The sequence below is a fragment of the Nonomuraea sp. NPDC059023 genome (genome assembly GCF_042740095.1).
In the GTDB taxonomy this organism is placed as follows: Bacteria; Actinomycetota; Actinomycetes; order Streptosporangiales; family Streptosporangiaceae; genus Nonomuraea.
Genome location: NZ_JBHYIO010000007.1, coordinates 183,408 through 206,187, shown reverse-complemented (window position 1 = coordinate 206,187; position 22,780 = coordinate 183,408). Strand labels below are relative to the sequence as shown.

Annotated in this window: 24 protein-coding genes; 11 read left to right on the top strand and 13 right to left on the bottom strand. The window is 68.6% G+C overall.

All coding sequences use genetic code 11. The annotated features are described in order from the left end of the window. Positions 1–7: 7 nt before the first annotated feature. From trxB to ACFWYW_RS14945, 7 genes are all read right to left on the bottom strand, one after another. A complete protein-coding gene (gene trxB / locus ACFWYW_RS14975; protein WP_379613060.1) occupies positions 8–940 on the bottom strand; it encodes a thioredoxin-disulfide reductase in 933 nt (310 codons plus the stop codon). A 124-nt stretch (positions 941–1,064) separates the two neighbouring features. Further along, positions 1,065–1,922: an anti-sigma factor family protein gene (locus tag ACFWYW_RS14970; protein ID WP_379613061.1), complete on the bottom strand. Its 858-nt coding sequence runs from the start codon at positions 1,920–1,922 to the stop codon at positions 1,065–1,067. Beyond that, complete coding sequence (sigM, locus tag ACFWYW_RS14965; RefSeq protein WP_379613062.1) at positions 1,912–2,538, bottom strand: RNA polymerase sigma factor SigM; 627 nt, start codon at positions 2,536–2,538, stop codon at positions 1,912–1,914. The genes ACFWYW_RS14970 and sigM overlap by 11 nt, the downstream gene beginning before the upstream one ends. Positions 2,539–2,552: 14 nt before the next feature. After that, positions 2,553–4,058 carry a protein kinase family protein gene (locus ACFWYW_RS14960; protein ID WP_379613063.1) on the bottom strand — a complete coding sequence of 502 codons (1,506 nt, stop codon included), beginning with the start codon at positions 4,056–4,058 and terminating at the stop codon, positions 2,553–2,555. 165 nt (positions 4,059–4,223) lie between these two features. Beyond that, entirely contained in the window at positions 4,224–5,819 is a 1,596-nt protein-coding gene (murJ, locus tag ACFWYW_RS14955; RefSeq protein ID WP_379613064.1) for a murein biosynthesis integral membrane protein MurJ, read from the bottom strand. Beyond that, positions 5,816–7,909 (bottom strand): DUF6049 family protein, encoded by a 2,094-nt coding sequence (locus tag ACFWYW_RS14950; protein ID WP_379613065.1) that lies wholly within the window; start codon positions 7,907–7,909, stop codon positions 5,816–5,818. The genes murJ and ACFWYW_RS14950 overlap by 4 nt, the downstream gene beginning before the upstream one ends. A 47-nt stretch (positions 7,910–7,956) precedes the next feature. Further along, on the bottom strand, positions 7,957–8,478 hold the full coding sequence (locus tag ACFWYW_RS14945) for an aminoacyl-tRNA deacylase (RefSeq protein ID WP_379613066.1): 522 nt from the start codon (positions 8,476–8,478) through the stop codon (positions 7,957–7,959). A gap of 112 nt (positions 8,479–8,590) precedes the next feature. Between ACFWYW_RS14945 and ACFWYW_RS14940 the strand changes: the two genes are divergently transcribed. Next, the gene (locus ACFWYW_RS14940) at positions 8,591–9,997 is read left to right on the top strand and encodes a CCA tRNA nucleotidyltransferase (protein WP_379613067.1); all 1,407 of its coding nucleotides are present in this window, start codon (positions 8,591–8,593) and stop codon (positions 9,995–9,997) included. A gap of 19 nt (positions 9,998–10,016) precedes the next feature. Here ACFWYW_RS14940 and ACFWYW_RS14935 read toward each other — a convergent pair whose 3' ends face one another. Continuing rightward, the gene (locus ACFWYW_RS14935) at positions 10,017–11,306 is read right to left on the bottom strand and encodes an MFS transporter (RefSeq protein ID WP_379613068.1); all 1,290 of its coding nucleotides are present in this window, start codon (positions 11,304–11,306) and stop codon (positions 10,017–10,019) included. An 86-nt stretch (positions 11,307–11,392) separates the two neighbouring features. Between ACFWYW_RS14935 and idi the strand changes: the two genes are divergently transcribed. Beyond that, positions 11,393–12,004 carry an isopentenyl-diphosphate Delta-isomerase gene (idi, locus tag ACFWYW_RS14930; RefSeq protein ID WP_379613069.1) on the top strand — a complete coding sequence of 204 codons (612 nt, stop codon included), beginning with the start codon at positions 11,393–11,395 and terminating at the stop codon, positions 12,002–12,004. A 1-nt stretch (position 12,005) separates the two neighbouring features. Here the strand turns inward: idi and ACFWYW_RS14925 are convergent, their stop codons facing one another. Together ACFWYW_RS14925 and ACFWYW_RS14920 are read right to left on the bottom strand one after the other, a co-directional pair. Continuing rightward, positions 12,006–13,085: an inositol-3-phosphate synthase gene (locus ACFWYW_RS14925; protein ID WP_379613070.1), complete on the bottom strand. Its 1,080-nt coding sequence runs from the start codon at positions 13,083–13,085 to the stop codon at positions 12,006–12,008. 13 nt (positions 13,086–13,098) lie between these two features. Beyond that, positions 13,099–13,665 (bottom strand): helix-turn-helix transcriptional regulator, encoded by a 567-nt coding sequence (locus ACFWYW_RS14920; RefSeq protein ID WP_379613071.1) that lies wholly within the window; start codon positions 13,663–13,665, stop codon positions 13,099–13,101. Between the two features lie 80 nt (positions 13,666–13,745). On the opposite strand from ACFWYW_RS14920, the gene ACFWYW_RS14915 reads away from it, so the two are divergent. Beyond that, entirely contained in the window at positions 13,746–14,186 is a 441-nt protein-coding gene (locus ACFWYW_RS14915) for a DUF5318 family protein (protein WP_379640984.1), read from the top strand. Between the two features lie 130 nt (positions 14,187–14,316). Here ACFWYW_RS14915 and ACFWYW_RS14910 read toward each other — a convergent pair whose 3' ends face one another. Beyond that, complete coding sequence (locus ACFWYW_RS14910) at positions 14,317–14,607, bottom strand: hypothetical protein (protein WP_379613073.1); 291 nt, start codon at positions 14,605–14,607, stop codon at positions 14,317–14,319. Between the two features lie 69 nt (positions 14,608–14,676). Here ACFWYW_RS14910 and ACFWYW_RS14905 point away from each other — a divergent pair, with 69 nt between their 5' ends. Genes ACFWYW_RS14905 through ACFWYW_RS14895 form a run of 3 tightly spaced genes read left to right on the top strand, consistent with a single transcriptional unit; the run spans position 14,677 to position 19,339 of the window. Beyond that, entirely contained in the window at positions 14,677–16,983 is a 2,307-nt protein-coding gene (locus tag ACFWYW_RS14905) for a transglycosylase domain-containing protein (protein WP_379613074.1), read from the top strand. Next, entirely contained in the window at positions 16,980–18,284 is a 1,305-nt protein-coding gene (locus tag ACFWYW_RS14900; protein WP_379613075.1) for a glycosyltransferase family 87 protein, read from the top strand. Before ACFWYW_RS14905 ends, ACFWYW_RS14900 begins: the two co-directional genes overlap by 4 nt. Further along, the gene (locus ACFWYW_RS14895; RefSeq protein ID WP_379613076.1) at positions 18,281–19,339 is read left to right on the top strand and encodes a mannosyltransferase family protein; all 1,059 of its coding nucleotides are present in this window, start codon (positions 18,281–18,283) and stop codon (positions 19,337–19,339) included. The genes ACFWYW_RS14900 and ACFWYW_RS14895 overlap by 4 nt, the downstream gene beginning before the upstream one ends. A 57-nt stretch (positions 19,340–19,396) precedes the next feature. On the opposite strand, the gene ACFWYW_RS14890 is transcribed toward ACFWYW_RS14895, so the two are convergent. Further along, positions 19,397–20,143 carry a deoxyribonuclease IV gene (locus ACFWYW_RS14890; protein WP_379613077.1) on the bottom strand — a complete coding sequence of 249 codons (747 nt, stop codon included), beginning with the start codon at positions 20,141–20,143 and terminating at the stop codon, positions 19,397–19,399. Positions 20,144–20,238: 95 nt separating this feature from the next. On the opposite strand from ACFWYW_RS14890, the gene ACFWYW_RS14885 reads away from it, so the two are divergent. Then, on the top strand, positions 20,239–20,400 hold the full coding sequence (locus ACFWYW_RS14885; RefSeq protein WP_379613078.1) for a hypothetical protein: 162 nt from the start codon (positions 20,239–20,241) through the stop codon (positions 20,398–20,400). A gap of 34 nt (positions 20,401–20,434) precedes the next feature. Here ACFWYW_RS14885 and ACFWYW_RS14880 read toward each other — a convergent pair whose 3' ends face one another. Continuing rightward, positions 20,435–20,737 (bottom strand): hypothetical protein, encoded by a 303-nt coding sequence (locus ACFWYW_RS14880; protein ID WP_379613079.1) that lies wholly within the window; start codon positions 20,735–20,737, stop codon positions 20,435–20,437. A 186-nt stretch (positions 20,738–20,923) separates the two neighbouring features. Between ACFWYW_RS14880 and rpsF the strand changes: the two genes are divergently transcribed. The 4 genes from rpsF (at position 20,924) to rplI (ending at position 22,610) form a co-directional block, all read left to right on the top strand. Then, positions 20,924–21,214, top strand: a complete 291-nt coding sequence (gene rpsF / locus ACFWYW_RS14875) for a 30S ribosomal protein S6 (RefSeq protein ID WP_184959149.1) — start codon at positions 20,924–20,926, stop codon at positions 21,212–21,214. Positions 21,215–21,295: 81 nt separating this feature from the next. Beyond that, positions 21,296–21,847, top strand: a complete 552-nt coding sequence (locus ACFWYW_RS14870; RefSeq protein WP_379613080.1) for a single-stranded DNA-binding protein — start codon at positions 21,296–21,298, stop codon at positions 21,845–21,847. A 63-nt stretch (positions 21,848–21,910) separates the two neighbouring features. Beyond that, positions 21,911–22,147, top strand: coding sequence for a 30S ribosomal protein S18 (gene rpsR / locus ACFWYW_RS14865; protein ID WP_020543048.1), 237 nt, complete (start codon positions 21,911–21,913; stop codon positions 22,145–22,147). Positions 22,148–22,163: 16 nt separating this feature from the next. Continuing rightward, complete coding sequence (gene rplI, locus ACFWYW_RS14860; protein WP_184959151.1) at positions 22,164–22,610, top strand: 50S ribosomal protein L9; 447 nt, start codon at positions 22,164–22,166, stop codon at positions 22,608–22,610. Positions 22,611–22,780: the final 170 nt, after the last annotated feature.

The window sequence follows — 22,780 nt, the reverse complement described above, 5'->3', positions numbered from 1 at the left end:
GCGCTCCTTAGTTCTCGTGGGTGGCCAGCCAGCGCTCGGAGTCCAGGGACGCCGAGCAACCGGTGCCGGCCGCGGTGATGGCCTGGCGGTAGATGTGGTCGACGACGTCGCCCGCGGCGAAGACGCCTTCGACGTTGGTCTCGGTCGTCGGCGCGGAGACCTGGACGTATCCGTCCTCGTCGAGGTCGATCTGGCCCTTGACCAGGTCGGTGCGCGGGTCGTGGCCGATCGCGAGGAACAGCGCGTCGGTCGCCAGCTCGCTCTCCTCGCCGGTCTTGACGTTGCGCAGCTTGACGGCTTCGACCTTGTCGGCGCCGAGCACGTCCACGACCTCGGTGTCCCAGATGAAGCGGATCTTGTCGTTGGCGAACGCGCGCTCCTGCATGATCTTGCTGGCGCGCAGCTCATCCCGACGGTGGACGACCGTGACCATCCGCCCGAACCGGGTCAGGAACGTGGCCTCCTCCATGGCGGTGTCACCGCCGCCGACGACCACGATGTCCTTCTGCCGGAAGAAGAACCCGTCACAGGTGGCGCACCACGACACGCCGCGTCCGGACAACCGCTTCTCGTTCTCCAGGCCGAGCTCGCGGTAACCGGAGCCCATCGCCAGGATGACCGACTTGGCGTAGTACGTGTCGGTGTAGGTCTTGATGACCTTGGGGTTGGCTTCGAGGTCGACCTCGATCACGTCGTCGGCGACCAGCTCGGCGCCGAAGCGTTCGGCCTGCTTGCGCAGGTTGTCCATGAGGTCGGGGCCCATGATGCCGTCAGGGAAGCCCGGGAAGTTCTCCACGTCGGTGGTGTTCATGAGCGCACCGCCCGCGGTGACGGACCCCTCGAAGACCAGCGGCTTGAGTTCGGCGCGTGCGGAGTAGACGGCCGCGGTGTATCCAGCGGGGCCGGACCCGATGATGATCACGTTACGGACGTCGCTCAACGCTCTCACGCCTTCCTCGTCTGCTGTTGCCTGTGGCGTCAACAGATCCTAGGCCCGCGTGATTCCCTTCCCTGCCCACAAAACGAAAGAGCCCACCGAAGTGGGCTCTGACGTGGGATTTCGCTTACCAGCGGCCGACTGTCGGCTTGCGAAGGTTCTTGCAGTTGAACGGGTCCACAACGTCGAGCCTGAGCTTGTTCTTCGGCTGGTTCTTCCAGGAGGCGACGATCAGCGCCTCCTGACCGTTGTACTGGCCCTGGTCGACCGCGAAGACCTTCAGCTTGGTGCGCGAGGAGACCTGGTTGACGCACTTGGAGACGCCGGTCGGCGTCTCACCGCCGCCCAGTACCTCGGCGTTGCCCATGAAACCCACCATCGGCTGGCGCAGGTTCTGGTCGCTGTAGTTGTGGTTGCTGTCGGTCAGCGCGTAGCCACGGCTCCTGATCTCGTTGCGCGTGGGCTCGGGGCTAGAAGGTTGCGCGGCCTGCAGGCCGCTGCTGCCGTTCCCGCCCGAAGCCGTGAGCATCCCACTAGACAGTACGGCGGTGCCGACCACCACAGCGGCCGCGGCCGAGGCGACCGCGGGCAGAGCCCACCGGCGCCGCCTGGAGGCCCTTTGCCGAGCAGGGACGATCGTGCCGTCATCGGCGACCACCCCGAGGCGAACCGGCGTCTCAGCGGCCGTTTCCCACGGCGCGTCCCGCATGAGCTCGTCCCAGTCGGGCGCTTCCGCCAGGCCGACTCCGCCTCTGGAGGCCTCGGCCGCCAGCGCCTTGTCGATGCGTAGCGCGACTCCCATCGGCATCGCCGGTGTGGGGGTCGCCGCGAGCACCTCGCGAACCGCCGCCAAGTCCGCCAGCTGCGCCCCGCAGGGGGTGCACACCGCGAGGTGTTCGCGTACTTGGCGCGCCGTGCCGACGTCTAGAAGACCCTCGGCCAGCTCGGCCAGGATCTCGAGGTCGTAGTGCGTATCACCCGTCACGAAGTTCTGCTCCCTTCGCGGATGAGACGCGACCGAGGTCCGAACGGTTCCGCAGATGCGAAAGAATTGGGGCAAGTTTCGCGCGTCCCCGCGCACAGCGGCTTTTCACCGTCCCGCTGGGGACTTCGAGCACTTGAGCTGCGTCTTCGACTGAATAGCCCATCATGTCGACCAGCACAAGAGCAGCTCGCTGATCGGCGGGCAGGAGTTTGAGAGCAGCCGAAACCTCCATGGAAACTTCACGTTCGAGTGTCTGGTCGGGCATCGGTGTGTCACGTTCGGCGGCTTCGATGAGCTCGTCGTCGGCGACCGGCCGGACCGATTTGCGGCGCATCCGGTCGAGGCACGCGTTGACCACGATGCGGTGGAGCCAGGTGGTGACCGCGGCCTCGCCGCGGAAGGTTGCGGCCTTGCGGTATGCGGAGACGAAGGCGTCCTGGACGGCGTCGGCCGCTTCGTCCGGGTCGCCCAGGGTGCGGAGGGCAACCGCCCACATGCGGTCCCGGTGCCTCTTGACTATCTCGCTGAACGCATGTGGATCCCCGTCGATGTGCGCGGCGAGCAGCTCCGCATCGGAATGCTCTGCGCCTGAGGGTGTCTCGGGTGGGGAGTTCACAAGGGGGTTCCTGATTATGCTGATCCGGGAGAATGCACTACTACGTCATAGATGGTGCCATGAAACCCGCCATCGTCCGCAGGAAGACGCGTAAACCAGATCAAAACGTACTGGCCGCTTGCGGGCTGCTCAGGCGTCAGAGTGATCTTTCCTGAGCCGTCCTTGTGACGTGCCACGGTCTTCAGCGAACCCAGCTCGCGCGAGTCGCCCACCTTCAGCTCGACGTCGCTGCCCGAGGCCCCGGACAGCGTGGCCACCACGTCGCTCACCTGGACCGGCTTGCCCATGTCGAGCAGCAGGCCGACGCCGTCCTTGAGCCCGCCGAGGTCGGCGTCGTTGTAGTTCTCGGTCTTCCAGAACGTGCTGGGCTTGCCGTCGATGGCCGCCGAGGCCCGGTCCGGCTTCTCCGAGCCGTCGCCGAGCGGGTCGAAGCCGTCGGCCTTGGCCGGCTTGACCGGCTGGATCTCGGCCGCGGCCGTCTTCGACGTGCTCGGCTCGCCGCCGCCCGCCTCGGGCTCTGACGGGCTGCCGAGGCTGCGGCCGATCGTCCACGCGCCCACGCCGACCGCCGCGATGACCAGGAGCACGACCACGGTCATCAGCAGCCGGTTGAGCATGCTGCCGCCGCCGTTCTGCGGGCGGTTGGAGATCACGGTCTGCTGGGGCGGAGGTTCGCGCCGGGTGTCCAGGCCCTCGGAACGGGAGGTCGTGGTGACCGACGGCGCGGGCGAGGCGTACGAGATGGAGATGGGCATGGGCCGCGGGACGCCGGACAGTTCCTCGGCGACCTCGGCCGGTGTGGTCAGCGCCGGATGGCCCTTGCGCGACTCGGGCAGCACCGCCCGGACGGTGATCGTGTCGAGGTAGCCGGGCAGGCCCGCGGTGACCTGCCGGGGCGTGGCGAAGTGGCCGTCGATCATGGGCGCTGCGGGCAGCCCGCCCTCGTCCTCGTCGCCCGGCCAGTGCCCGGTCAGACCGGCGTACAGCAGCCGGCCGAGGCCCTCGGCGTCCTCGTGGGCCGGATGGTCGGCGGTGAGCCCGGCCAGCGCGGCGTCGACCGCCACGCCGAGCACCTTGACCGTGTTGCCGGTGGTCCACACCAGGTGGGCGGGGCGCAGGCAGAGGTGGTAGAGGTCGGCCTCGTGCGCGTGGGCCAGGGCCTCGGCCGCCTCGGCGACCAGGCCGGCGGCGCGCTCCGGGTCCAGCGGCCCGGCGGCCAGCAGGTCCGACAGCGACTCGCCGGTCACCCACTCGCTCACCACGTACGCGTGGTCGTCGTCCTGGGCGGCGTCGAAGACCTGCGTCAGCCGGGGATCGGTGAGGCGGCTGGCGGCGCGGGCGGCGGTGACGACCTCGTGGACACGCGGGAAGTCGGGGGCGAAGGTCAGAACGGCCACGGGACGGGCGAGGATCTCGTCGATGGCTTTCCACAAGGTTGCACCGTCGGACTCGCTCACGCGGTCCTCCAGCCGGAAACGCTCAGCGAGGCGCGTGCCCGGTTCGACCGCCGACGTGCTCACTGACCTTCTCCGCTCCGCCGATCGGGCGAGTCCGTGCCTCGACACACCTTCGTGGAGGAATCCCACGTAGGCACGCTATGTCGGGTGGATCCGCCCACGCCCCTCCTGCTGCCATTCGCGCGTGTCCGCACCATCGTAGTGCCGCGCCGTGTACGCCCGCGTTCTTTACCGGCCTACCCGTCCCGCGACCATTCCAACGATTGAGTTGACCTCGGGGATGCGCATCTTATGGGCAATGGCCAAGTAGAGCAGCCCGCCGAGACCGCCGCCGACCGCCAGGATGATCAGAGAGTTGAGGAAGGCGAGCTCGCCGAACACCTGCTGGCTGACCCAGACCGAGGCGAGCGCGAGCACCGCGGTGGGCATCGCGGCCAGATACATGCGGGTCAGCGCGGTGCCGATGGTCCAGCCGCCCAGCCCGGCCGCGCGCCGCGAGGCCATCATCCAGGCGACCACCGCACCCAGCGCGTACGCGCACGCGTAGGCGAACGCGAGTCCCATCACCACGTAGGCCGGCGGCAGCAGCGCGTTGGCCACCAGCATCAGCACGGCGCCCGCGGCGGTGGTCCCGGCCCCGATGAAGACCGGCGTGCGGGTGTCGCCGAAGCTGTAGAAGACCCGGAGCAGGAGCTGGAAGACGGCGAAGGGCATGAGGGCCAGGCCGTACACCTGAAGGACGTTGCCGATGTAGACGGCGTCGGCGACGGCGGTCTCGCCGTGGGCGTAGATCGGCACGGTGATCGCGGGACCGAGCACCATGAGCAGGAGCGAGGCCGGAACCATCACGCACGAGATCAGCCGCACCCCGGAGCCGAACTCCGAGCGCAGGTCGTCCATGCGCCCGTCGGTGACCGCGCGGCTCATCTTGGGCAGCATCGCGGTGATCACCGAGACGCCGATGATGCCGTAGGGCAGCTGGAAGAGCTGGAAGGCGTAGGTGTACGGGCTGACGCCGTGGTTGGGCACCGCGTCGCCGGCGGCGCTGGCCAGGTTGGTGATCAGCATGAAGCCGAGCTGGGTGATGACGACGTAGCCGATCGTCCAGCCGCCCGCCTTGGCCATCTCGCCGAGCCGGGCGTTGCGTACGTCGAGGCGGGGCCGGAACTGGAAGCGCGCCCGCTTGAGCGCGATGACCAGGACGGTCGCCTGCGCGACGATGCCGGCGGTGGTGCCCAGGCCGAGCAGCGCGAGCTGGCCGTCGCTGACGGTCGCCAGGTTGTCGCCGCCGGAGTAGGCGAGGAACACGCCGATGACCACGATGTTGTTGAGCACCGGCGCCCACATCGGGGCGGCGAAGCGGTCACGGGTGTTGAGGATGGCGCCGGCCACCGCGCCGAGGCCGAAGAAGGCGAGCTGCGGCAGGATCAGCCGGGCCAGCAGGACCGCGACCTCGTACTGCCGGGATCCGGGCCGCCAGTTGGTGTAGAGGTCGATGAGCAGGGGGGCGGCCAGCACCGCGAGCGCCGCCACCACGATGAGCGCGAGCGTGGCCAGCGTCAGCAGCCGCTGCTCGAAGGCCCGCCCGCCGTCGGCGTCGCGCTGCTGCGCCTGCACGATCATCGGCACGATGACGCTGCTCAGCACGCCCAGCAGGAGCAGGTCGAGGATGGAGTACGGGATGGCGTAGGCGACGTTGTAGGCGTCGCCGAGCAGCGCGGTGCCGACCGCCGATGCCAGCACCATCGTGCGGACGAAGCCGGTGACGCGCGAGACCATCGTGCCGGCGGCCATGATCGCGCTCGCCCTCATCAGGCGGCTCATACCTTCTCACTCTCCCGGGCCTGCGCCGCTCGCGCCGGACGCTTCTGCGAGCGCCGCCGCAGGATGCGGGTGACCACGGCGGCGAGCATGACCGACAACGCGCCCCCCACGATGACGAGGGCGATGCCGGTGTAGCCGGTGGTCCTGATGGTCAGCTTGACGGGATCACCGTACGCCACGCCGTCGGCCGTCTCCAGCTGAACGGTGATGGTCGCGTCGCCGCTGGTCTTGACCGTCATGGGCACCGGCACGGTGCCGATCTCGCCCTTGCCTATCGTCATGCGTTTCTTGACGTACTTGGGGTCGATCTGCAGCAGCTCGAGGTTGTTGGAGGACACGTCGACCATCAGCGTGACCGACGTGCTCAGCCCGTTGCGCACGCTGATGGGCACCTGGCCGTCGACGCCGGCCAGCGTGCGCGGCTGGTCGCGGCTGGCCCCGCTGATCGTGATGAGGCCGAGCCGGTCGTCGAGCGACGAGACGACCTGCTTGGTGGCCGACCGTCCGGCCCGCGTGCTGTTGCGCCAGGCGGAGGAGGTCAGGCGGAGCACGGCGTTCTCGAACCCGGCCGAGCGCTTGTCGGTGGTGATCCGGGTGGCAAGATCGGCCTCGGCGGCGGCCTCCTTGACCGGTTCGAGGTACTTCTGGCTGAGCTCTTCCTTGCGGTCCTGCTCGGTGTAGACGAGTCCGGTACGCGGCGTCTGCACCTTGGCCGGCTTGATCGAGCCGAGCTCACCGGAGGCCAGCCACGGCAGCCGGGCCGCGGTCTTGAGCAGCGCCGAGACGAACGCCGGGTCCGGGGACCAGCGCCGCGACGGCGCCACGACCAGGTTCCTCGGCCTGACCTGGCCGGGCTCGGCGGCGATCATCGCCGTCTCGGCGATGAAACGCTGCTTGTTGAGTACGGCGGTGCGCCCGGCGGCCGAGTCGAGCTCGAACATGCGGCTCAGCTCCTCGTCCGGCAGGAGCGCGGTGACCGGGCCCGAGACGCTGTCGAGCGTGGTGGCCGCGTCGAGCGTGGTCGTGGCCGGCGTCTGGGGCGGCACGTTGGCCGGGTTGAGCAGGACGGTGCCGACCTTGCTGACCGACAGCAGGTCGAGGGCGTCGTCGTCGAGCTTGCCCGCCACCGGCCAGTTGGCCGAGGTGGGGATGTCGCGCTTGAAGTGCCGGGCGGCGGCCACGTCGGCGGCGGCGATCGCCGTGTTCACGCCGTTGTCGGGGCCGTGGTGGGCCAGCGCGGCCACGTCGGGGTCGCCGTACGGGATCGCCACGACGGGCGCGCCGGTCAGCGAGGTGCGCAGGGAGTCCAGCCACGGCGCGGCGGCCGGGTCGGCGGGCTGCTTCTTGCCGTTCTTGAGCGTGTAGCCCTTGGTCATCGCCTGGACGTCGTCGAGCAGGCCGGGCTCGACGAACCAGGTGACGTACTTCGGCGCCGTCTTGGCGAGGGCGGCGAGGTCGGCCAGGCGCCCGCCGGGCTTGAGCGCGGCGGCGAGCTTGTCGTCGGTGAACGTGGCGTCGTCGGAGCGGTGCGGCGCGTCGACGATCGGCAGCGCCACCGACAGCCGGTTGCGCGGCAGCTTGGGCGTGGTCGGCGGCATGTAGGTGAGGAAGGTGTGGGCCTTGGCCAGCGGCTGCCAGGACGCCGCGACCGGCACGACCTCGACCGTGATCGGGTAGACGCCGAAGGCGTTCATGCCGAGTTGCATGGGCGTGACCGTGAGACTCCAGTCGACGCTCGCGCCGGCGCCGATCGCCGGGATGTTCATGAGGGAGGTCGGTGAACGCCGGGGCAGCTGGTCCGCCTGGTCCTCGGCGAACGCCTTGATCGAGGCGCGGTCGGTGATGCGCTGGCTGGTGTAGCGCACGCCCACCTGCACGCCGGTCAGGGCGGCCCCTGTGCCGTTGCGGAGCGTGCCCGACAGCCTGATCTGGTCCGTGGGCTTGGTCGGCAGCTCGGGCGTGATCGCCTTGACGGTGAGGGTCAGCTCCTGTCTGGCCGTCATGGCGGCAGCCGTACCCGGCGTTGTCGCGACCACGGGGGCGAGCAACGCGGCGGAGAGGACTGCGAGAAGCGTGGCCTTTCCGATCACGCGTCAGTCCGGGGTGGAGTACGGCGCACGCCCGCAATGGTACGGGCTCAGTGCCGTAGCGCGACCGTCTGGCGGGAACCTCTGGGCCTTGGCGCCCGGAGGTCCATGGACTTGCCAGACATGAGTGACAGCAGGTCGTACGCGCGCAAGGTGAGGGCCGTGTGGCGTTCACCCGTGGCGAGGAAGACGGACTGATGATCGGGCTTGATGCGGTCGTCGATGAGGACGGCGAGGGTGGGCGGCAGCAGCAGCGGGCAGACCAGCCCGGCGGCGTAGTCGGTAACCTCGTTGACCACGAAGGCCGGGGCAGGGTGTACTTTCCTGGCCCCGAGCAGTCCCCCGACCACTCCAGGCCTGGGCGGTGCGGCGACGGTGGACACGACGGCGACGGCCTCCCGGCCCAGCCTGGTGACCGCCTCGAACATCGTCACGGCCACGCAGCGAGAAGGGGCTGCGGAGATCGTCTCGGGCAGCTCGTCCGCGCATGTCATGGGGCGCGGAAGGCGTACGATCTCATGATGGACCTGGTGTGCGAGGAGCCAGCGGTGGATCGCGAGGGCGTCCTTCATAGATGAGCTCCTAGCCTCGTTCCATGGCCCCCGACGGTCTCTGACCGACGGTAACCCGGACCTGGTGTGGCTCGGGGGATATGTTCCGTAATGCGTGAAGGACCTACCCAGCTTGCCGGACTCAAATCAGCACTTTCACAAGATCGCCCCGGTCGCCGACGAGCTCGGCGAGCTGTTCGCCGCCCGAGGGCACGAGCTGGCCCTGGTGGGCGGCTCGGTGCGCGACATCCTCCTCGGGCGCATCGGCAACGACCTCGACCTGACGACGGAGGCCCGGCCGGAGCGGGTGCTCGAACTCGTCAAGGACTGGGCCGACTCCGTCTGGACCATCGGGATCGACTTCGGCACGGTCGGCGTCCGCAAGGGCAACTGGCTGCTGGAGATCACCACCTACCGGAGCGAGTCCTACGACCCCAAGTCGCGCAAGCCCGAGGTCGTCTACGGCGACACGCTGGAGGCCGACCTGGAGCGCCGTGACTTCGCGATCAACGCGATGGCGGTGCGGCTGCCCGACCACGAGTTCGTCGACCCCTACGGCGGCGTCTCCGACCTGACCGCGAAGCTCCTGCGCACGCCGGGCACGCCCGAGCAGTCCTTCGACGACGACCCGCTGCGCATGCTGCGCGCCGCCCGCTTCGCCTCCCAGCTGGGGTTCACGGTGGCGCCCGAGGCGCTCAGGGCGATGACCGAGATGGCCGAGCGGATCGAGATCGTCTCCGCCGAACGCATCCGCGAAGAGCTCGACAAGCTGGTCTGCGGCGCGTACCCGCGTGAGGGGCTGGGGCTTCTGGTCGAGACGGGTCTGGCCGCGCACGTGCTGCCCGAGCTGCCCATGCTCCGCCTGGAGATCGACGAGCACCACCGGCACAAGGACGTCTACGAGCACTCGCTGACCGTCCTCGACCAGGCCATCGCCCAGGAGGAGGACGGCAAGGCCGACCGCATCCTGCGCTGGGCGGCGCTCCTGCACGACGTGGGCAAGCCCAAGACCAGGCGGCACGAGGCCGGCGGCCGGGTCTCTTTCCACCACCACGAGCTCGTCGGCGCGCAGATGACCAAGAAGCGCATGACCGAGCTCAGGTTCCCCAAGGACGTGGTGGCAGACGTGGCCCGCCTGGTCGAGCTCCACCTGCGTTTCCACGGCTACGGCTCGGGGGAGTGGACCGACAGTGCCGTACGCCGCTACGTACGCGACGCCGGTCACCTGCTCGACCGCCTCCACAAGCTGACCAGGGCTGACTGCACGACCCGCAACAAGCGGAAGGCGGCCCTCCTCTCGCGTACCTACGACCAGCTCGAAGAGCGCATCGCCCGGCTGGCCGACGAGGAGGAGCTGGCCAAGATCCGGCCGGAGCTCGACGGCAACGAGATCCAGCGGGTCCTCGGCATCGGCCCGGGTCCGATGGTGGGCAAGGCCTACAAGTTTCTGCTCGACCTCCGCCTCGACCGGGGCGTGCTCGGCAAGGAGGCGGCCACGGAGGCGTTGCTGACGTGGCTTCGGGAGCAGCAGAAGGGCTAGTGCCCGGCGCGTCCTCTCCTCAGTGCGCGGAGGGGACGCGCGACGGCGCCGTGACCAGCCGGTAGATCAGCGCGCTGACCAGGTAGCCGACGGCGATGATGCCGACGGCCAGGTACGACTTGCCGTTGGCGGGCAGGATCGCCGCCGAGAGCCCGGCGGCCAGCACGAACATGCCGTTGAACAACATGTCGTAGAGGGAGAAGGCCCGGCCCAGGTAGGCGTCCTCGACGTCGCGCTGGACGGAGGTGTCGGCGCAGATCTTGACGCTCTGCCCGGCCAGGCCCAGGACGAAGCCGGAGATCCACAGGCCCCACTCCTGGAAGGGCGTCACCAGGATCGCGGACAGGACGCCGGCTGTGACCAGCATCAGCGGCACCCAGCGCTCGACCGGCATACGTTCGGTGGCCAGGGGCGTGACGATCACCGCCAGGGCGTAGCCGACGGCGGAGGTGGCCACGACCACGCCGATGCCCTTCAGGGCCGCCTCGGAGTCGCCGTTGGTGAAGTAGTAGCGGTAGAGGATGATGCCGAGCGCGGTGGCCATGCCGTACATGAAGCGGTGCGCGGCCATGGCGCCCATCGCCGCGGCGGCCCTGCGGCGGTGCGCGAGGTGCTTGGCGCCCTCCACCAGGCCCTTGAGGACGTTGCGCACGGCCTCCTTGACCTGCGGCCGGTTGGGGTCGAAGTCGGGGCCGAGCAGGTCGCGGCGCATGGTCCTGGCGACCAGGGCGCTCAGGCTGAACAGCACGCCCGAGGTGACCAGCACGAGGGCGACGCCGGAGTCACCCGGTCCGAACACGCCGCGCATCAGCGTGGCGACGCCGACGCCGACGAAGGTGATGACCGTGCCGGAGGTCGGCGTGACCGCGTTGGCCGCCATCAGCTGGTCCCTGGGCACCACGTGTGGCAGGGAGGCGCCCAGCGCGGCCAGGAAGAAGCGGTTGACGCCGAGCACGCCCAGCGCGGCCGCGTAGAAGAACTCGTCGGGGGTGTCGAGGGCGACGAGGGCGGCGGCGATCAGCAGCAGCACCCCGCGGACCACCGGCGCGATCACCAGGATCTGGCGCCGCGACCACCTGTCGATGAAGACGCCGACGAACGGCCCCAGGATGCTGTACGGCAGGAACAGGACCGCCATGCCCGCCGCCACCTGCAGCGCGGTGGTCTGCTTCTCGGGGCTGAAGAAGGCGAATCCGGCCACGCCGAACTGGAAGATGCCGTCGGAGAATTGGGAGACCAGGCGGGTGCCGAACAACCGTCGGTAGTCCCGGCCCTGCAGGACCACACGGAGATCGGCGACAAATGACACGCAGCCAGCCTAGCCGCCGGCGGCTGCCGCGCTGCTTCTGGTTCTGCCCGTTCTCCGGGGAGACAGGTTCCCGTACGCTTCGTTCTGTGACGACTGAGGAACACGTGGTGTTGGTCGACGGCGAGGGAAACGCGATCGGCGCCGCCCCCAAAACGTCGGTACACGGCCGGGACACCCCTCTCCACCTGGCCTTCTCCAGCTACGTCTTCGACCCGGCCGGCCGGGTCCTGCTGACCAGGCGGGCCGGGCACAAGCTGACGTGGCCGGGAGTCTGGACCAACAGCTGCTGCGGCCACCCGCTGCCCGGCGAGGCCGTCGAGCACGCGGTGCTGCGCAGGCTCTCCTACGAGCTGGGCCTGGACGCCGAGCGTGCCGACCTGATGCTGCCGGCATTCTCCTACCGGGCGGTCATGCCCAACGGCGTCGTGGAGCACGAGCTGTGCCCGGTCTACCGGGTCACGGTGAAGGGGCCGGTCGACGCCAACCCCGACGAGGTGGGCGAGGTCCTGTGGATGCCGTGGAAGGAGTTCGCCGTGGGCGTGGGCAACGGCCTGCTGGCGATCTCGCCGTGGTGCAAGGAGCAGGTTCCGCTGCTCACGGCCCTGGGTGACGATCCGCTGGCGTGGGAGACGGCGCCGGAGGACGGGCTGCCTCCGGCCGCTCGGGTGGCTGGGCGCCGGCACGGCGCCCAGCCGTGACCTATCGGGACACCTCGCCGCGGATGAACTTCTCGACGTAGTCGCGCGCCTCGTCGTCGCTGTGCTGGACGGGCGGGGACTTCATGAAGTACGAGGAGGCGCTCAGGATCGGGCCGCCGATGCCCCGGTCAAGGGCGATCTTGGCGGCGCGGACGGCGTCGATGATGATGCCGGCCGAGTTGGGGGAGTCCCAGACCTCGAGCTTGTACTCCAGGTTCAGCGGCGTGTCGCCGAACGAGCGGCCCTCCAGGCGGACGTAGGCCCACTTGCGGTCGTCGAGCCACGGCACGTGGTCGGACGGGCCGATGTGCACGTCGGCCTTGCCCATCTCGTGCGGGATCTGCGAGGTGACCGACTGCGTCTTGGAGATCTTCTTGGACTGGAGGCGCTTGCGCTCCAGCATGTTCATGAAGTCCATGTTGCCGCCGAAGTTGAGCTGGTACGTGCGCAGCAGCTCGACCCCGCGGTCCTCGAAGAGCTTGGCCATGACGCGGTGCGTGATGGTGGCGCCGACCTGCGACTTGATGTCGTCGCCGATGATCGGGACGCCCGCCTCCTCGAACTTCTCCGCCCACTCGGGGTCGGAGGCGATGAAGACCGGCAGCGCGTTGACGAAGGCGACCTTGGCGTCGATGGCGCACTGCGCGTAGAAGCGGTCGGCCTCCTCCGAGCCGACCGGGAGGTAGGAGACGAGGACGTCCACCCGGTTCTCCTTGAGGACCTTCACGACGTCCACCGGAGCCTCGTCGGACTCCTCGATGATCTCGCGGTAGAACTCGCCGAGACCGTCGAAGGTGTGGCCCCTCTGCACGATCACACCCGTGGGCGGCACATCCGTAATCTTGATCGTGTTGTTCTCACTGGCCACGATCGCCTCGGACAGGTCGCGCCCGACCTTCTTGGCGTCCACGTCGAAGGCGGCGACGAACTCGACGTCACCGACGTGGTACTCGCCGAACTTGACGTGCATCAGGCCGGGGACCCTGGCGTCCGGGTCGGCGTCCTTGTAATAGTGCACGCCCTGGACCAGCGATGCCGCGCAGTTGCCGACACCGACAACGGCCACGCGAACCGAACCCATCGCACTCGCTCCCTTACTCATCTGTGTTATTTCTCGCGGGCTCCGAGGCCCGTCTCTCTGTCGCGATCAGCTCATTCAGCCAACGCACCTCGCGCTCGACTGATTCCAGACCGTGACGCTGCAACTCCAGGGTGTAAGCATCGAGCCTTTCCCTGGTACGCGCGAGCGCGGTGCGGACGGCGTCGAGTCGTTCCTCGAGCCGGCTGCGGCGGCCTTCGAGGATGCGCAGGCGCACCTCGGCCTCGGTATGGCGGAAGAAGGCGAAGTGGATGCCGAAGCTCTCGTCCTCCCACGCGGACGGCCCGGCCTGGGTGAGCAGCTCCTGGAGCCGCTCCTTGCCTTCGGCGGTGAGCTTGTAGACGATCTTCGATCTGCCGCTCACCCGAGTGGGTTGCTCTTCCACGATAAGACCCTGCTCCAGGAGCGACCTCAAGCAGGGGTACAGCGAACCGTAGGAGAACGCACGGAACATGCCGAGCAGCTCGTTGAGCCGTTTGCGCAGCTCGTAGCCATGAAGCGGCGTCTCGTGCAGCGACCCGAGCACGGCCAGTTCCAGCACTCTGCCCTGTCCGCTGACCATTGGAACCGCCCTCCTCTCGCGTCGATGTATCGGCTCGATACATCTTGAGGATACGTCGCTCCGCTATATGGCCGCAATTAATGACTTTCCCAAGGCGTTGGGAGGAATCGGTAAAAAGCCGTAGTCTGGCGCGCATGTGGTCACAGCGAAGGGTGGTGGATTACGGCCTCGCCAAGCGGGCCTTGGTCCGCTCGGTGCGCTCAGGGCGCACTGTGCCCCGTGACGTCTGTGACGCACAGCCGTACCTCCTCCGCGCGGCACGCCACCTAGGCGAGCCCACCGAACGCACCTGCCCGGTGTGCGAGAGGGAGAACGTCACCAACGTGACCTATGTCTATGGGGATTCCCTGGGTCGCCATGCTGGTCAAGCAAAGGCCACGTCAGAACTCGTCGACATGGCCCATGATTACGACGAGTTCAGGGTGTACGTCGTCGAGGTCTGCCAAGGTTGTTCCTGGAACCACCTGGCGGTCTCGTACGTCCTCGGCAACGGACCGCCTGACCTCGTCGGCCAACCGTGAGACCGAGGGCGGCGAGCAGCCTCACGCCCACCCGCCGTGCCATCCGACGACGATGCGAGGACGTGTGAGTTACAGCAGCAACGAGGGGACAGGACGCCAAGGAAGGCGCCGTCGCTCAAGCTCACCCCGTTCAGCTGCCTCTCAGGGGCAGACCCCCCAGACCGGTTCCTGGGGTACGGCGCAGCCGCCACGTCGTCCGGAGGCAGCCTACGAGCAGACCGGTGCGATGGCCGCGCAGCAGGGGCAGGGGCCGGGCTTCGACCCGCCGCAGCCCCGCCGCGCCCAGCCCGGTCAGCCCGGTCAGCCCGGACAGCAGGGCCAACCGGGTCAGCAGGGCCGGCCCGGTCCGCGCCCCGGACAGCCTGGACAACCCGGGCAACCGGGGCAGCCTGGTGCGTACCCGGGACAGCCCGGCGCGCACCCGGAGCAGGCCGGCACGGGACCGCAGCGCACCTCGCGCCGTCGCCCGCAGGAGCAGCAGGACACCGTCGTGAGCCAGGCGCCGCGCCGTGGACGCGGACGCGGCGGCCCGGAAGGCCCGCCGCCGCCCGCCGGGCCCGGCAGGGGCGACGGTGAGGGCCGCAACTGGCGCCGGTTCCTGCCGAGCTGGAAGATCGTCGTGGTCGGCATCGTGGTCGTGGCCGCCGGCGTGTTCGGCATGATCATGGTGGGCTACTCCCTCACGCCCATGCCCACGCAGGCACAGGTGCAGGACGGCGTCGACGACCAGGCCAGCATCATCCGCGACGCCAACAACAAGGTGATCGCCAGGCTCGGCACCAAGCGCAAAGAGGTGCAGATCCAGCAGGTCCCGCGGCACGTCCAGGACGCGGTGATCGCGGCGGAGAACAGCTCCTTCCGCGACGACGCCGGCATCTCCTTCTCCGGCATGGTCCGCTCGCTGTGGAGCACGGCCACCGGCCAGCAGGTCCAGGGCGCCTCGACCATCACCCAGCAGATGGCCCGCAACTACTACGACGGCCTGTCCCAGGAGCGCTCGCTTGAGCGCAAGGTCAAGGAGATCTTCGTCGCGGTCAAGCTGAACAAGTCGCTGCCGAAGGAACAGATCCTCTCCCAGTACCTCAACACCATCTACTTCGGCCGCGGGGCCTACGGCATCGGCGCCGCCGCCGAGGCCTTCTTCAAGAAGGACGTCAAGGACCTCACCCCCGAGCAGGGCGCCTACCTCGCCGGCCGCATCCAGAACCCCTCCTCCTTCGACCAGTCGGAGAAGTCGGGAGACAAGGGCCCCACCCAGTTCCGGTACAAGTACGTGCTCGAGCAGCTGGGCAAGCTCGACCCGGCCAACTACGGCAACCTGCTCAGCAAGTCGCCCACCGCGCCGAAGCTCACCAGCAGCCGCGAGAAGGACTACTTCAAGGGCGTCGAGGGCTACATGATCATGGCCGTGGTCAACGAGCTCGAACGTGACCACGGCATCGACATGGACGACCTGAAGACCGGCGGCTACAGGATCACGACCACCCTCGACACGGGCCTGATGGAGGCCGCGAAGAAGGCGGTCAACCAGCACACGGCGAACGCACCCGACGAGGTCATGTCCACCATGGCCGCGGTGGACCCGCGCGACGGCCGGATCAAGGCCTTCTACGGCGGTGACGACTACGCCAACGACCAGTGGATCGACGCGTTCATGTCGGTGAAGCAGGCAGCCTCCGCCTTCAAGCCCTATGTGCTGGCGGCCTGGCTGGACCAGGGCTACAGCCTGCGCAGCTACCTGCCCGCCAAGGGACCGATCACGCTTGAGGGCACCAAGCCCATCGACAACGACCACGCGTCGAAGGCGTCGGCGGTCGACGTCGTCAACGCCACCGCGAGCTCGGTCAACACCGCTTTCGCGAAGATGGGGGAGAAGGTCGGCCTCGACGCCGTCATCGACATCGCCTCCCGCGCCGGCATCAACAAGGAGCGCCTGGTGTCGACCAAGGAACGCCAGATGTACCAGCTCACGATCGGTTCGAGCGGGGTGACGGCGGTCGAGCAGGCCGGGGGCTACTCGATCTTCGCCAACGCCGGCATGCACTTCAAGAACCACGTCATCATGAAGGTCGTCAACCGGGACGGCCAGACCCTCTGGGACGACAAGAAGCGGATCAACCCCGTCAAGGTGATCACCCCTGAGGCCGCGGCGGACGCGACCGTGGCGCTCCAGGCCGTGGTCAAGAGCGGTACCGGCAGGAACGCCGCCCTCTACAACCGCCCGGTCGCCGGCAAGACCGGCACCAACAACGACAACAAGGACGTCTGGTTCGTCGGATTCACCCCGCAGATCTCCACCGCCGTGGGCATCTTCCGCCAGCAGTGCGTGACCAAGTCGGGAAAGATCGTCCGGCCGAGGTTCGACAACTGCCCGTGGTACCGGGGCAAGGACCCGGCCAAGGAGAAGAAGTACACGCCGCAGAAGCCGTACAGCACGGCGGCCGAGGCGCCGCTTCCGAGCGGATACCAGGGTGCCACGTACCCGGCCGCCATCTGGAAGACCTTCATGACCGAGGCCACCAAGAACGACAAGGTCGAGCAGTTCCCGCCGCGCGCGGACACCGGTGTGCCGGAGAACCTGGCGCCCAAGCCCACCCCGACGCCCACCCGCACGATCGACCCGGAGAACCCGTTCGAGGACCCGACCGACTGCCCGCTCCTCGACCCGGCCTGTGAGGACGACGGCAACGTCAACGTCGACCCCAACGAGCAGGGTTTCCCCGAGGGTGACGACGGCATGATGGGCGGCGGCGCGACGGTTCCCGATCCGATGCCGAGCCGCCGCGAGGACGGATGAAGCCGCCTGTCCACATAAGGGCGGCTTCGTACCTGCCCCTGGGGTTGTTCGCCGCCCTGGGGGCGACGCTGGCGTACCTGTTCAGGCTGCCGTGCCGTACCGGCGGGTGGAACGACCAGGTCACCACCTACACCAGCTTCTGCTACACCGACATCTACCCGCTCTACTTCGACCGGCAACTGTCGACCGAGAACCCCTACTTCGCCCAGGTCCCGTTCGACAAGCAGGTCGAGTACCCGGTCGTGCTGGGCGAGGTCATGCAGGTCATCGCCTGGCTGGTCAGGTCCGCGGAGGGCGTGGCCGCGCAGGGCGTGCGCTTCTACGACATCACCGTCGTCCTGCTCGGCGTCTGCCTGGTGATCGGCGTGCTGCTGATGGCCGCGGTGGCCGGCCCGACCCGTCGCTGGGACGCCCTCTGGTACGCGCTCGCGCCGTCGGTGATCCTGGCCGCCTACATCAACTGGGACCTGGTGGCCGGGGCCCTCTCGATGGGCATGCTGCTGGCCTGGGCCAGGAAACGGCAGGTCCTGGCCGGAGTTCTGCTCGGGCTGGCGATCGCCACCAAGTTCTACCCGCTGATGTTCCTGGGCGCGCTCTTCCTGCTCACGGTGCGCACCGCGCGATGGCGGCCGTTCATCGTCACGGTGGCCGGGGCGGTGACCGCCTGGCTCCTGGTCAACCTGCCGTTCATGATCTTCGCCTGGGACGGCTGGCGCCGCTTCTACGTCTTCTCCCAGGAACGCGGCGTCGACTGGGGCTCGCCCTGGCTGTTCTTCCAGAACAAGGGCTGGCCCGTGCTCGGCACCGCCGACGTCAGCCTGCTCGGCACCGCCTCGCTGGCCGTGCTCTGCCTCGGCATCGCCGTGCTCACGCTGGCCGCACCGCGCCGTCCCCGGCTGGCGCAGATCTGCTTCCTGGCGCTGGCCGCGTTCATGATGACGAACAAGGTGTGGTCGCCGCAGTTCGTGCTGTGGCTGGTGCCGTTCGCCGTGCTGGCCAGGCCCAACTGGAAGCCGCTGGCCCTGTGGCAGGTGGCCGAGGTCTGGTACTTCTTCGCCATCTGGCTCTACCTGCTCGCCCAGCCGCCGCTGGACCGGGCCGACCTGGGCATCGGTGACGACACGTACTTCACCGCGGTGTGGGGCCGTGTGATCACCATCGGCATCATGATGGCCTTCGTCGTGCGCGACATCCTCCGTCCCGACAAGGACGTGGTACGGCAGGGCGGCGTCGACGACCAGATCGGTGGCGTCTTCGACGAGGCCCGCGACCGCTACACCCTGCTGCCCGCCTCTCGATGATCACTCGTTCGGCCGATCGTGACGCGCTGCTGCTGTGGCTCGGCTCGCGCGCCGGACTGCTCGTGGCGACGCTGCTCGGCATCTCCCTTCAGGACTATCTGGGCAAGTGGCGGGCCTGGGACGCCGGGTTGTTCGTCATCATCGCCGAGCACGGCTACGACGGCGTACCCGGCCGGCCGCCGGACGCGGGGCTGCCCGCGTTCTTCCCCGGGCTGCCGATGGCGCTGCGGCTGGTGCACCTGGTCGTACCCGACTGGGCGCTGGCCGGGCTGCTGATCTCGCTGGTCGCGGGGGCGGTGGCGACGATCTTCCTGGCCCGGCTCGCGGTCTTCGAGGGCGGTACCGGCTGGGTGGCCGTGCTGGCGCTGCTGCTCTTCCCGACCGCCGTCTTCCTGGCCGCCGGTTACAGCGAGTCGCTCTTCCTGGCGTTCGCGGTGCCGGCGTGGCTGGCCGCCAGGCAGCGGCGCTGGCCGCTGGCCGTCGTGCTGGCCGCGGGCGCCTCGTGTGTGCGGATCACCGGGTTGTTCCTGGCGCTTGCCCTGTGGGTGGAGTTCGCCTCGTCGCGGCCCTCGCTCCGGCTGGCGCCTTGGCTGGCCGTACCGTTTCTGCCGTTGGTGGGGTATTCGTACTTCCACTACACGCGCTCGGGCGACTGGTTCGCGTGGAAGCACGCGCAGGAGGCCGGCTGGGGCCGGGAGATGGTGTGGCCCTGGGAGTCGTTCGCCAAGACGTGGGGCGCGGCCATGGGCGAGGACGAGTTCGCGGTCGCGTTCCGGATGGAGATCGCCGGGGTCGCCGTGGCCGTGCTGGGGCTGGTGTGGCTGCTCGCCCTGCGGCGCTGGAGCGAGGTCGTCTACTGCGGGTTGCAGGCCGGGGCGCTGATGACCTCGGCCTACTACCTGTCGATCCCGCGTTCGCTGCTGCTGTGGTTTCCCCTGTGGGTGGCGATCGCCCGGTTGCGGCACCGGTGGGTGATCGCCGCGTACGCCATGGTGTCGGGGCCGCTGATGGTGCTGAACGTCGTGCGGTTCCTCACGGGCGCGTGGGCGGGCTGACGCCCTTACCCACTTCCGCGGCTCGGTAATCCAGGGAAGTTATCCACAGGCTGTGTATCAGAGGTTCTTGCGGAGGAAGGCGATGTCGTCCGCCTGGCCCGCCGCGGGGGTCTCGACGATGACCGGCGCGCCGGCGGCCCGGCAGACCGCGAGGATCAGCTCAGGGTCGATCTTCCCCTCGCCGATGTTGGCGTGCCGGTCGGCGCCGGAGTCGAAGTCGTCGCGCGAGTCGTTGCAGTGGACCAGGTCGATGCGGCCGGTGATGGCCTTGACCCGGTCGACCAGGTCGACGAGCTCCTCGCCGCCGGCGTGGGCGTGGCAGGTGTCGAGGCAGAACCCCACGTCGAAGCCGTCGAGCGCCTCCCACAGCCGGGCGATGCGCTCCAGCTTGCGGGCCATCGCGTTGCCGCCGCCCGCGGTGTTCTCGATGAGGACGGGGATGCGCCGCTCCTCCAGGCGCTCGAACACCTTGCGCCAGTTGTCGAAGCCGACCTGGGGGTCGTCGCTGTTGTTGACGTGGCCGCCGTGCACGATCAGGCCCTTGGCGCCCAGGTCGGCGGCGGCCGTCAGATGCTGGGTGAGCAGCTTGCGGCTGGGAATCCTGATCTTGTTGTTGGTGGTGGCCACGTTGACCAGGTACGGGGCGTGGATGTAGATCTCCACACCCTCGACCGGCTTGTCCGGCAGCACCGGGCCCTTGTAGCCCTGGGGATCGCCGAGGAAGAACTGCACCACCTCGGCGCCGACCTCGGCGGCGTGGGCGGCGGGATCGTCCTGGTCGACATGAGCACCGATGAGCACCATGGCTTGAGGGTAGCCGTTTGGCCCGACGTTCTCAGGGCAGTCGCCAGGAGCCCCCCGACCACCTGAGGAGCGTGATGGCGCTGTATCGCAGAGGCGTGAGCCTGATATTCCTGATCTACGTACTCGTCGGCATCTACGTTGCGTGGATCCACGACTACATCACCCCGGCCCTGCTCAAAGACCTGGCCGAGGCGCTGCTGGCCATATTCCTGTGGTTCCTGATCCTGCTCGGTGTCGATCTGCACCTGGGCGGGTGAGTCTGCGGGGCCTTCGCGGCCCCTCAGACCATTTCTAGGGAAGGAAGCCGCCCCGGGCGATGCCGAGCGCCACGCCGACGAACGCCGCGACGATACCGATGATGTTGAGAACCCGCTCGCCCGTGGTCACCGAGACGTACTGCGAGTACAGGCCCATGCCGAATCCGAGCGCGCCGGCCCACGAGGCCACCCAGTGCCCGCCGGTGAAGAACGTCGCCACGAACGCCACGAGGCCGACGACCAGCGTCGCGACGGCCAGGGCGTTCTCACGCGGATGCGCGTGTCCATCACTGTTGAGGGCGAGCATGGAGCGTTCGCTGTCGGACGGTTCCAGCATGTGTGGCACGGTCACCACCCCCTTGTCCTTACAGGCCTTCCCATCCGTGAGCGGCTGGTAACCTGGTCAGGCTGCGTTGTGATTGACCTTTGGCGCCGAAAGGGGCGCCTGGGCAGAAACGTCAGCGTCCTCCTGTCACGACAGATCGTCGTGACCGCAAGAGTCCAGAGGAGGTTGGAGTCCCGCATGCGTCGTTACGAAGTAATGGTCATCCTGGACCCTTCGCTCGATGAGCGTACGGTGGCACCGTCCCTCGACCAGTTCCTCACCGTCGTCCGCAACGACGGCGGCACCGTGGAGAAGGTCGACGTCTGGGGCCGTCGCCGCCTCGCCTACGACATCGACAAGAAGTCGGAAGGCATCTACGCCGTCATCGACCTGTCCGCGGAGCCCGCGACGGTCAAGGAGCTCGACCGGCAGATGAACCTCAACGAGGGCATCATGCGCACCAAGGTTCTCCGCCCCGACGTGCACTAACCAAGCTTGTCTCCCGGCTTTTGTCGGGCGGCAGCCGTACTCTGAGCCGGTAACCCAAGAAGTTCAGGAAGGCTCCTAGCCATGGCAGCAGGCGACACCGTCATCACCATCGTCGGCAACCTTGTCGACGACCCGGAGCTGCGCTTCACCCCTACGGGTCAAGCCGTGGCTCGTTTCCGAGTCGCGTCCACTCCGCGGTTCATGGACCGCCAGACCAATGAGTGGAAGGACGGCGAAAGCCTCTTCCTGACCTGCAACGTGTGGCGTCAGGCGGCCGAGAACGCCGCCGAGTCGCTGCAGCGCGGCATGCGGGTCATCGTTCAGGGGCGGCTCAAGCAGCGGTCTTACGAGACCAAGGAAGGCGAGAAGCGCACGGTTTACGAGGTCGAGGTCGACGAGGTCGGCCCGTCCCTGCGCAACGCGACCGCCAAGGTCAACCGCACCTCCCGTCAGGGTGGCGGCGGTGGCGGCGGCTTCGGCGGCGGTCCCGCCGACGACCCGTGGGCCTCCGCGTCCCCGGCCCCGTCCCAGGGCGGCGGTTTCGGCGGCGGCGGTGGCGGCGGTCAGCAGCAGCAGGGCGGCGGCGGCTTCGGCGGCGGCGGCAACGACTTCAGCGACGAACCGCCTTTCTAATCACCAGTCCACAAGCCCGAGTCCATTCCCGCATCACAGCGGGGCTCTGAAAGGAGCACCACGATGGCTAAGCCGGCACTGCGCAAGCCCAAGAAGAAGGTTTGCCTGTTCTGCCACGACAAGATCTCCTACGTCGACTACAAGGACACGGCGCTGCTGCGGAAGTTCATCTCCGACCGCGGCAAGATCCGTGCCCGCCGGGTGACGGGCAACTGCACCCAGCACCAGCGCGACGTGGCGACCGCGATCAAGAACGCGCGTGAGGTGGCTCTGCTGCCTTACACGAGCACCGCGCGCTAAGGGAGGTTTCGTCGATATGAAGCTCATCCTCACCAACGAGGTCTCCGGCCTCGGCGCCCCCGGCGACGTCGTCGAGGTCAAGGACGGCTACGGCCGTAACTACCTGATCCCGCGCGGCTTCGCGATCCGCTGGTCGCGTGGCGGCGAGAAGCAGATCGAGTCCATCAAGAAGGCTCGTGACGCCCGCGAGATCCGCGACCTCGGCACCGCCAAGGAGGTCGCCGGCCAGCTCGGTGCCCTCAAGGTCAAGCTGGCCACCCGCGCCGGCGACAGCGGCCGCCTGTTCGGCTCGGTCACCACGGGCGACGTCGCCGACGCGGTCAAGGCCGCCGGCGGCCCGATCCTCGACCGCCGCCGCATCGAGATCGTCAACCCGATCAAGAGCCTCGGCAGCCACAAGGTCAGCGTCAAGCTGCACCCGGAGGTCTCCGCCTCCATCGACGTGGAGGTCATCGCCGGCTGACGGCCCCACGTTCCGCTCAGGCCCTCTTCCGCTTCTGTGGTCGAGGGCCTTTGGCGTCTCTTTCTGCTACAACGCCCGTGCCTCTTTCCGTCACAGCGTCCCTGTCCGTTACGGCTCCGCCCTCCCCACGCCACCCGCCGACGTCGGCGGGCGCCGATCGTGGGGGTCGC

Bases quoted from the DNA above. Each gene is read 5' to 3' on its own strand.
- ACFWYW_RS14945 (WP_379613066.1), bottom strand. From the start codon at position 8,478: ATGAAGGACGCCCTCGCGATCCACCGCTGGCTCCTCGCACACCAGGTC.
- rpsF (WP_184959149.1), top strand. From the start codon at position 20,924: ATGCGTCGTTACGAAGTAATGGTCATCCTGGACCCTTCGCTCGATGAG.
- murJ (WP_379613064.1), bottom strand. From the start codon at position 5,819: ATGAGCCGCCTGATGAGGGCGAGCGCGATCATGGCCGCCGGCACGATG.
- ACFWYW_RS14895 (WP_379613076.1), top strand. From the start codon at position 18,281: ATGATCACTCGTTCGGCCGATCGTGACGCGCTGCTGCTGTGGCTCGGC.
- rplI (WP_184959151.1), top strand. From the start codon at position 22,164: ATGAAGCTCATCCTCACCAACGAGGTCTCCGGCCTCGGCGCCCCCGGC.
- rpsR (WP_020543048.1), top strand. From the start codon at position 21,911: ATGGCTAAGCCGGCACTGCGCAAGCCCAAGAAGAAGGTTTGCCTGTTC.
- ACFWYW_RS14890 (WP_379613077.1), bottom strand. From the start codon at position 20,143: ATGGTGCTCATCGGTGCTCATGTCGACCAGGACGATCCCGCCGCCCAC.
- ACFWYW_RS14920 (WP_379613071.1), bottom strand. From the start codon at position 13,665: ATGGTCAGCGGACAGGGCAGAGTGCTGGAACTGGCCGTGCTCGGGTCG.
- ACFWYW_RS14880 (WP_379613079.1), bottom strand. From the start codon at position 20,737: ATGCTGGAACCGTCCGACAGCGAACGCTCCATGCTCGCCCTCAACAGT.
- ACFWYW_RS14925 (WP_379613070.1), bottom strand. From the start codon at position 13,085: ATGGGTTCGGTTCGCGTGGCCGTTGTCGGTGTCGGCAACTGCGCGGCA.
- ACFWYW_RS14870 (WP_379613080.1), top strand. From the start codon at position 21,296: ATGGCAGCAGGCGACACCGTCATCACCATCGTCGGCAACCTTGTCGAC.
- ACFWYW_RS14900 (WP_379613075.1), top strand. From the start codon at position 16,980: ATGAAGCCGCCTGTCCACATAAGGGCGGCTTCGTACCTGCCCCTGGGG.
- ACFWYW_RS14915 (WP_379640984.1), top strand. From the start codon at position 13,746: ATGACTTTCCCAAGGCGTTGGGAGGAATCGGTAAAAAGCCGTAGTCTG.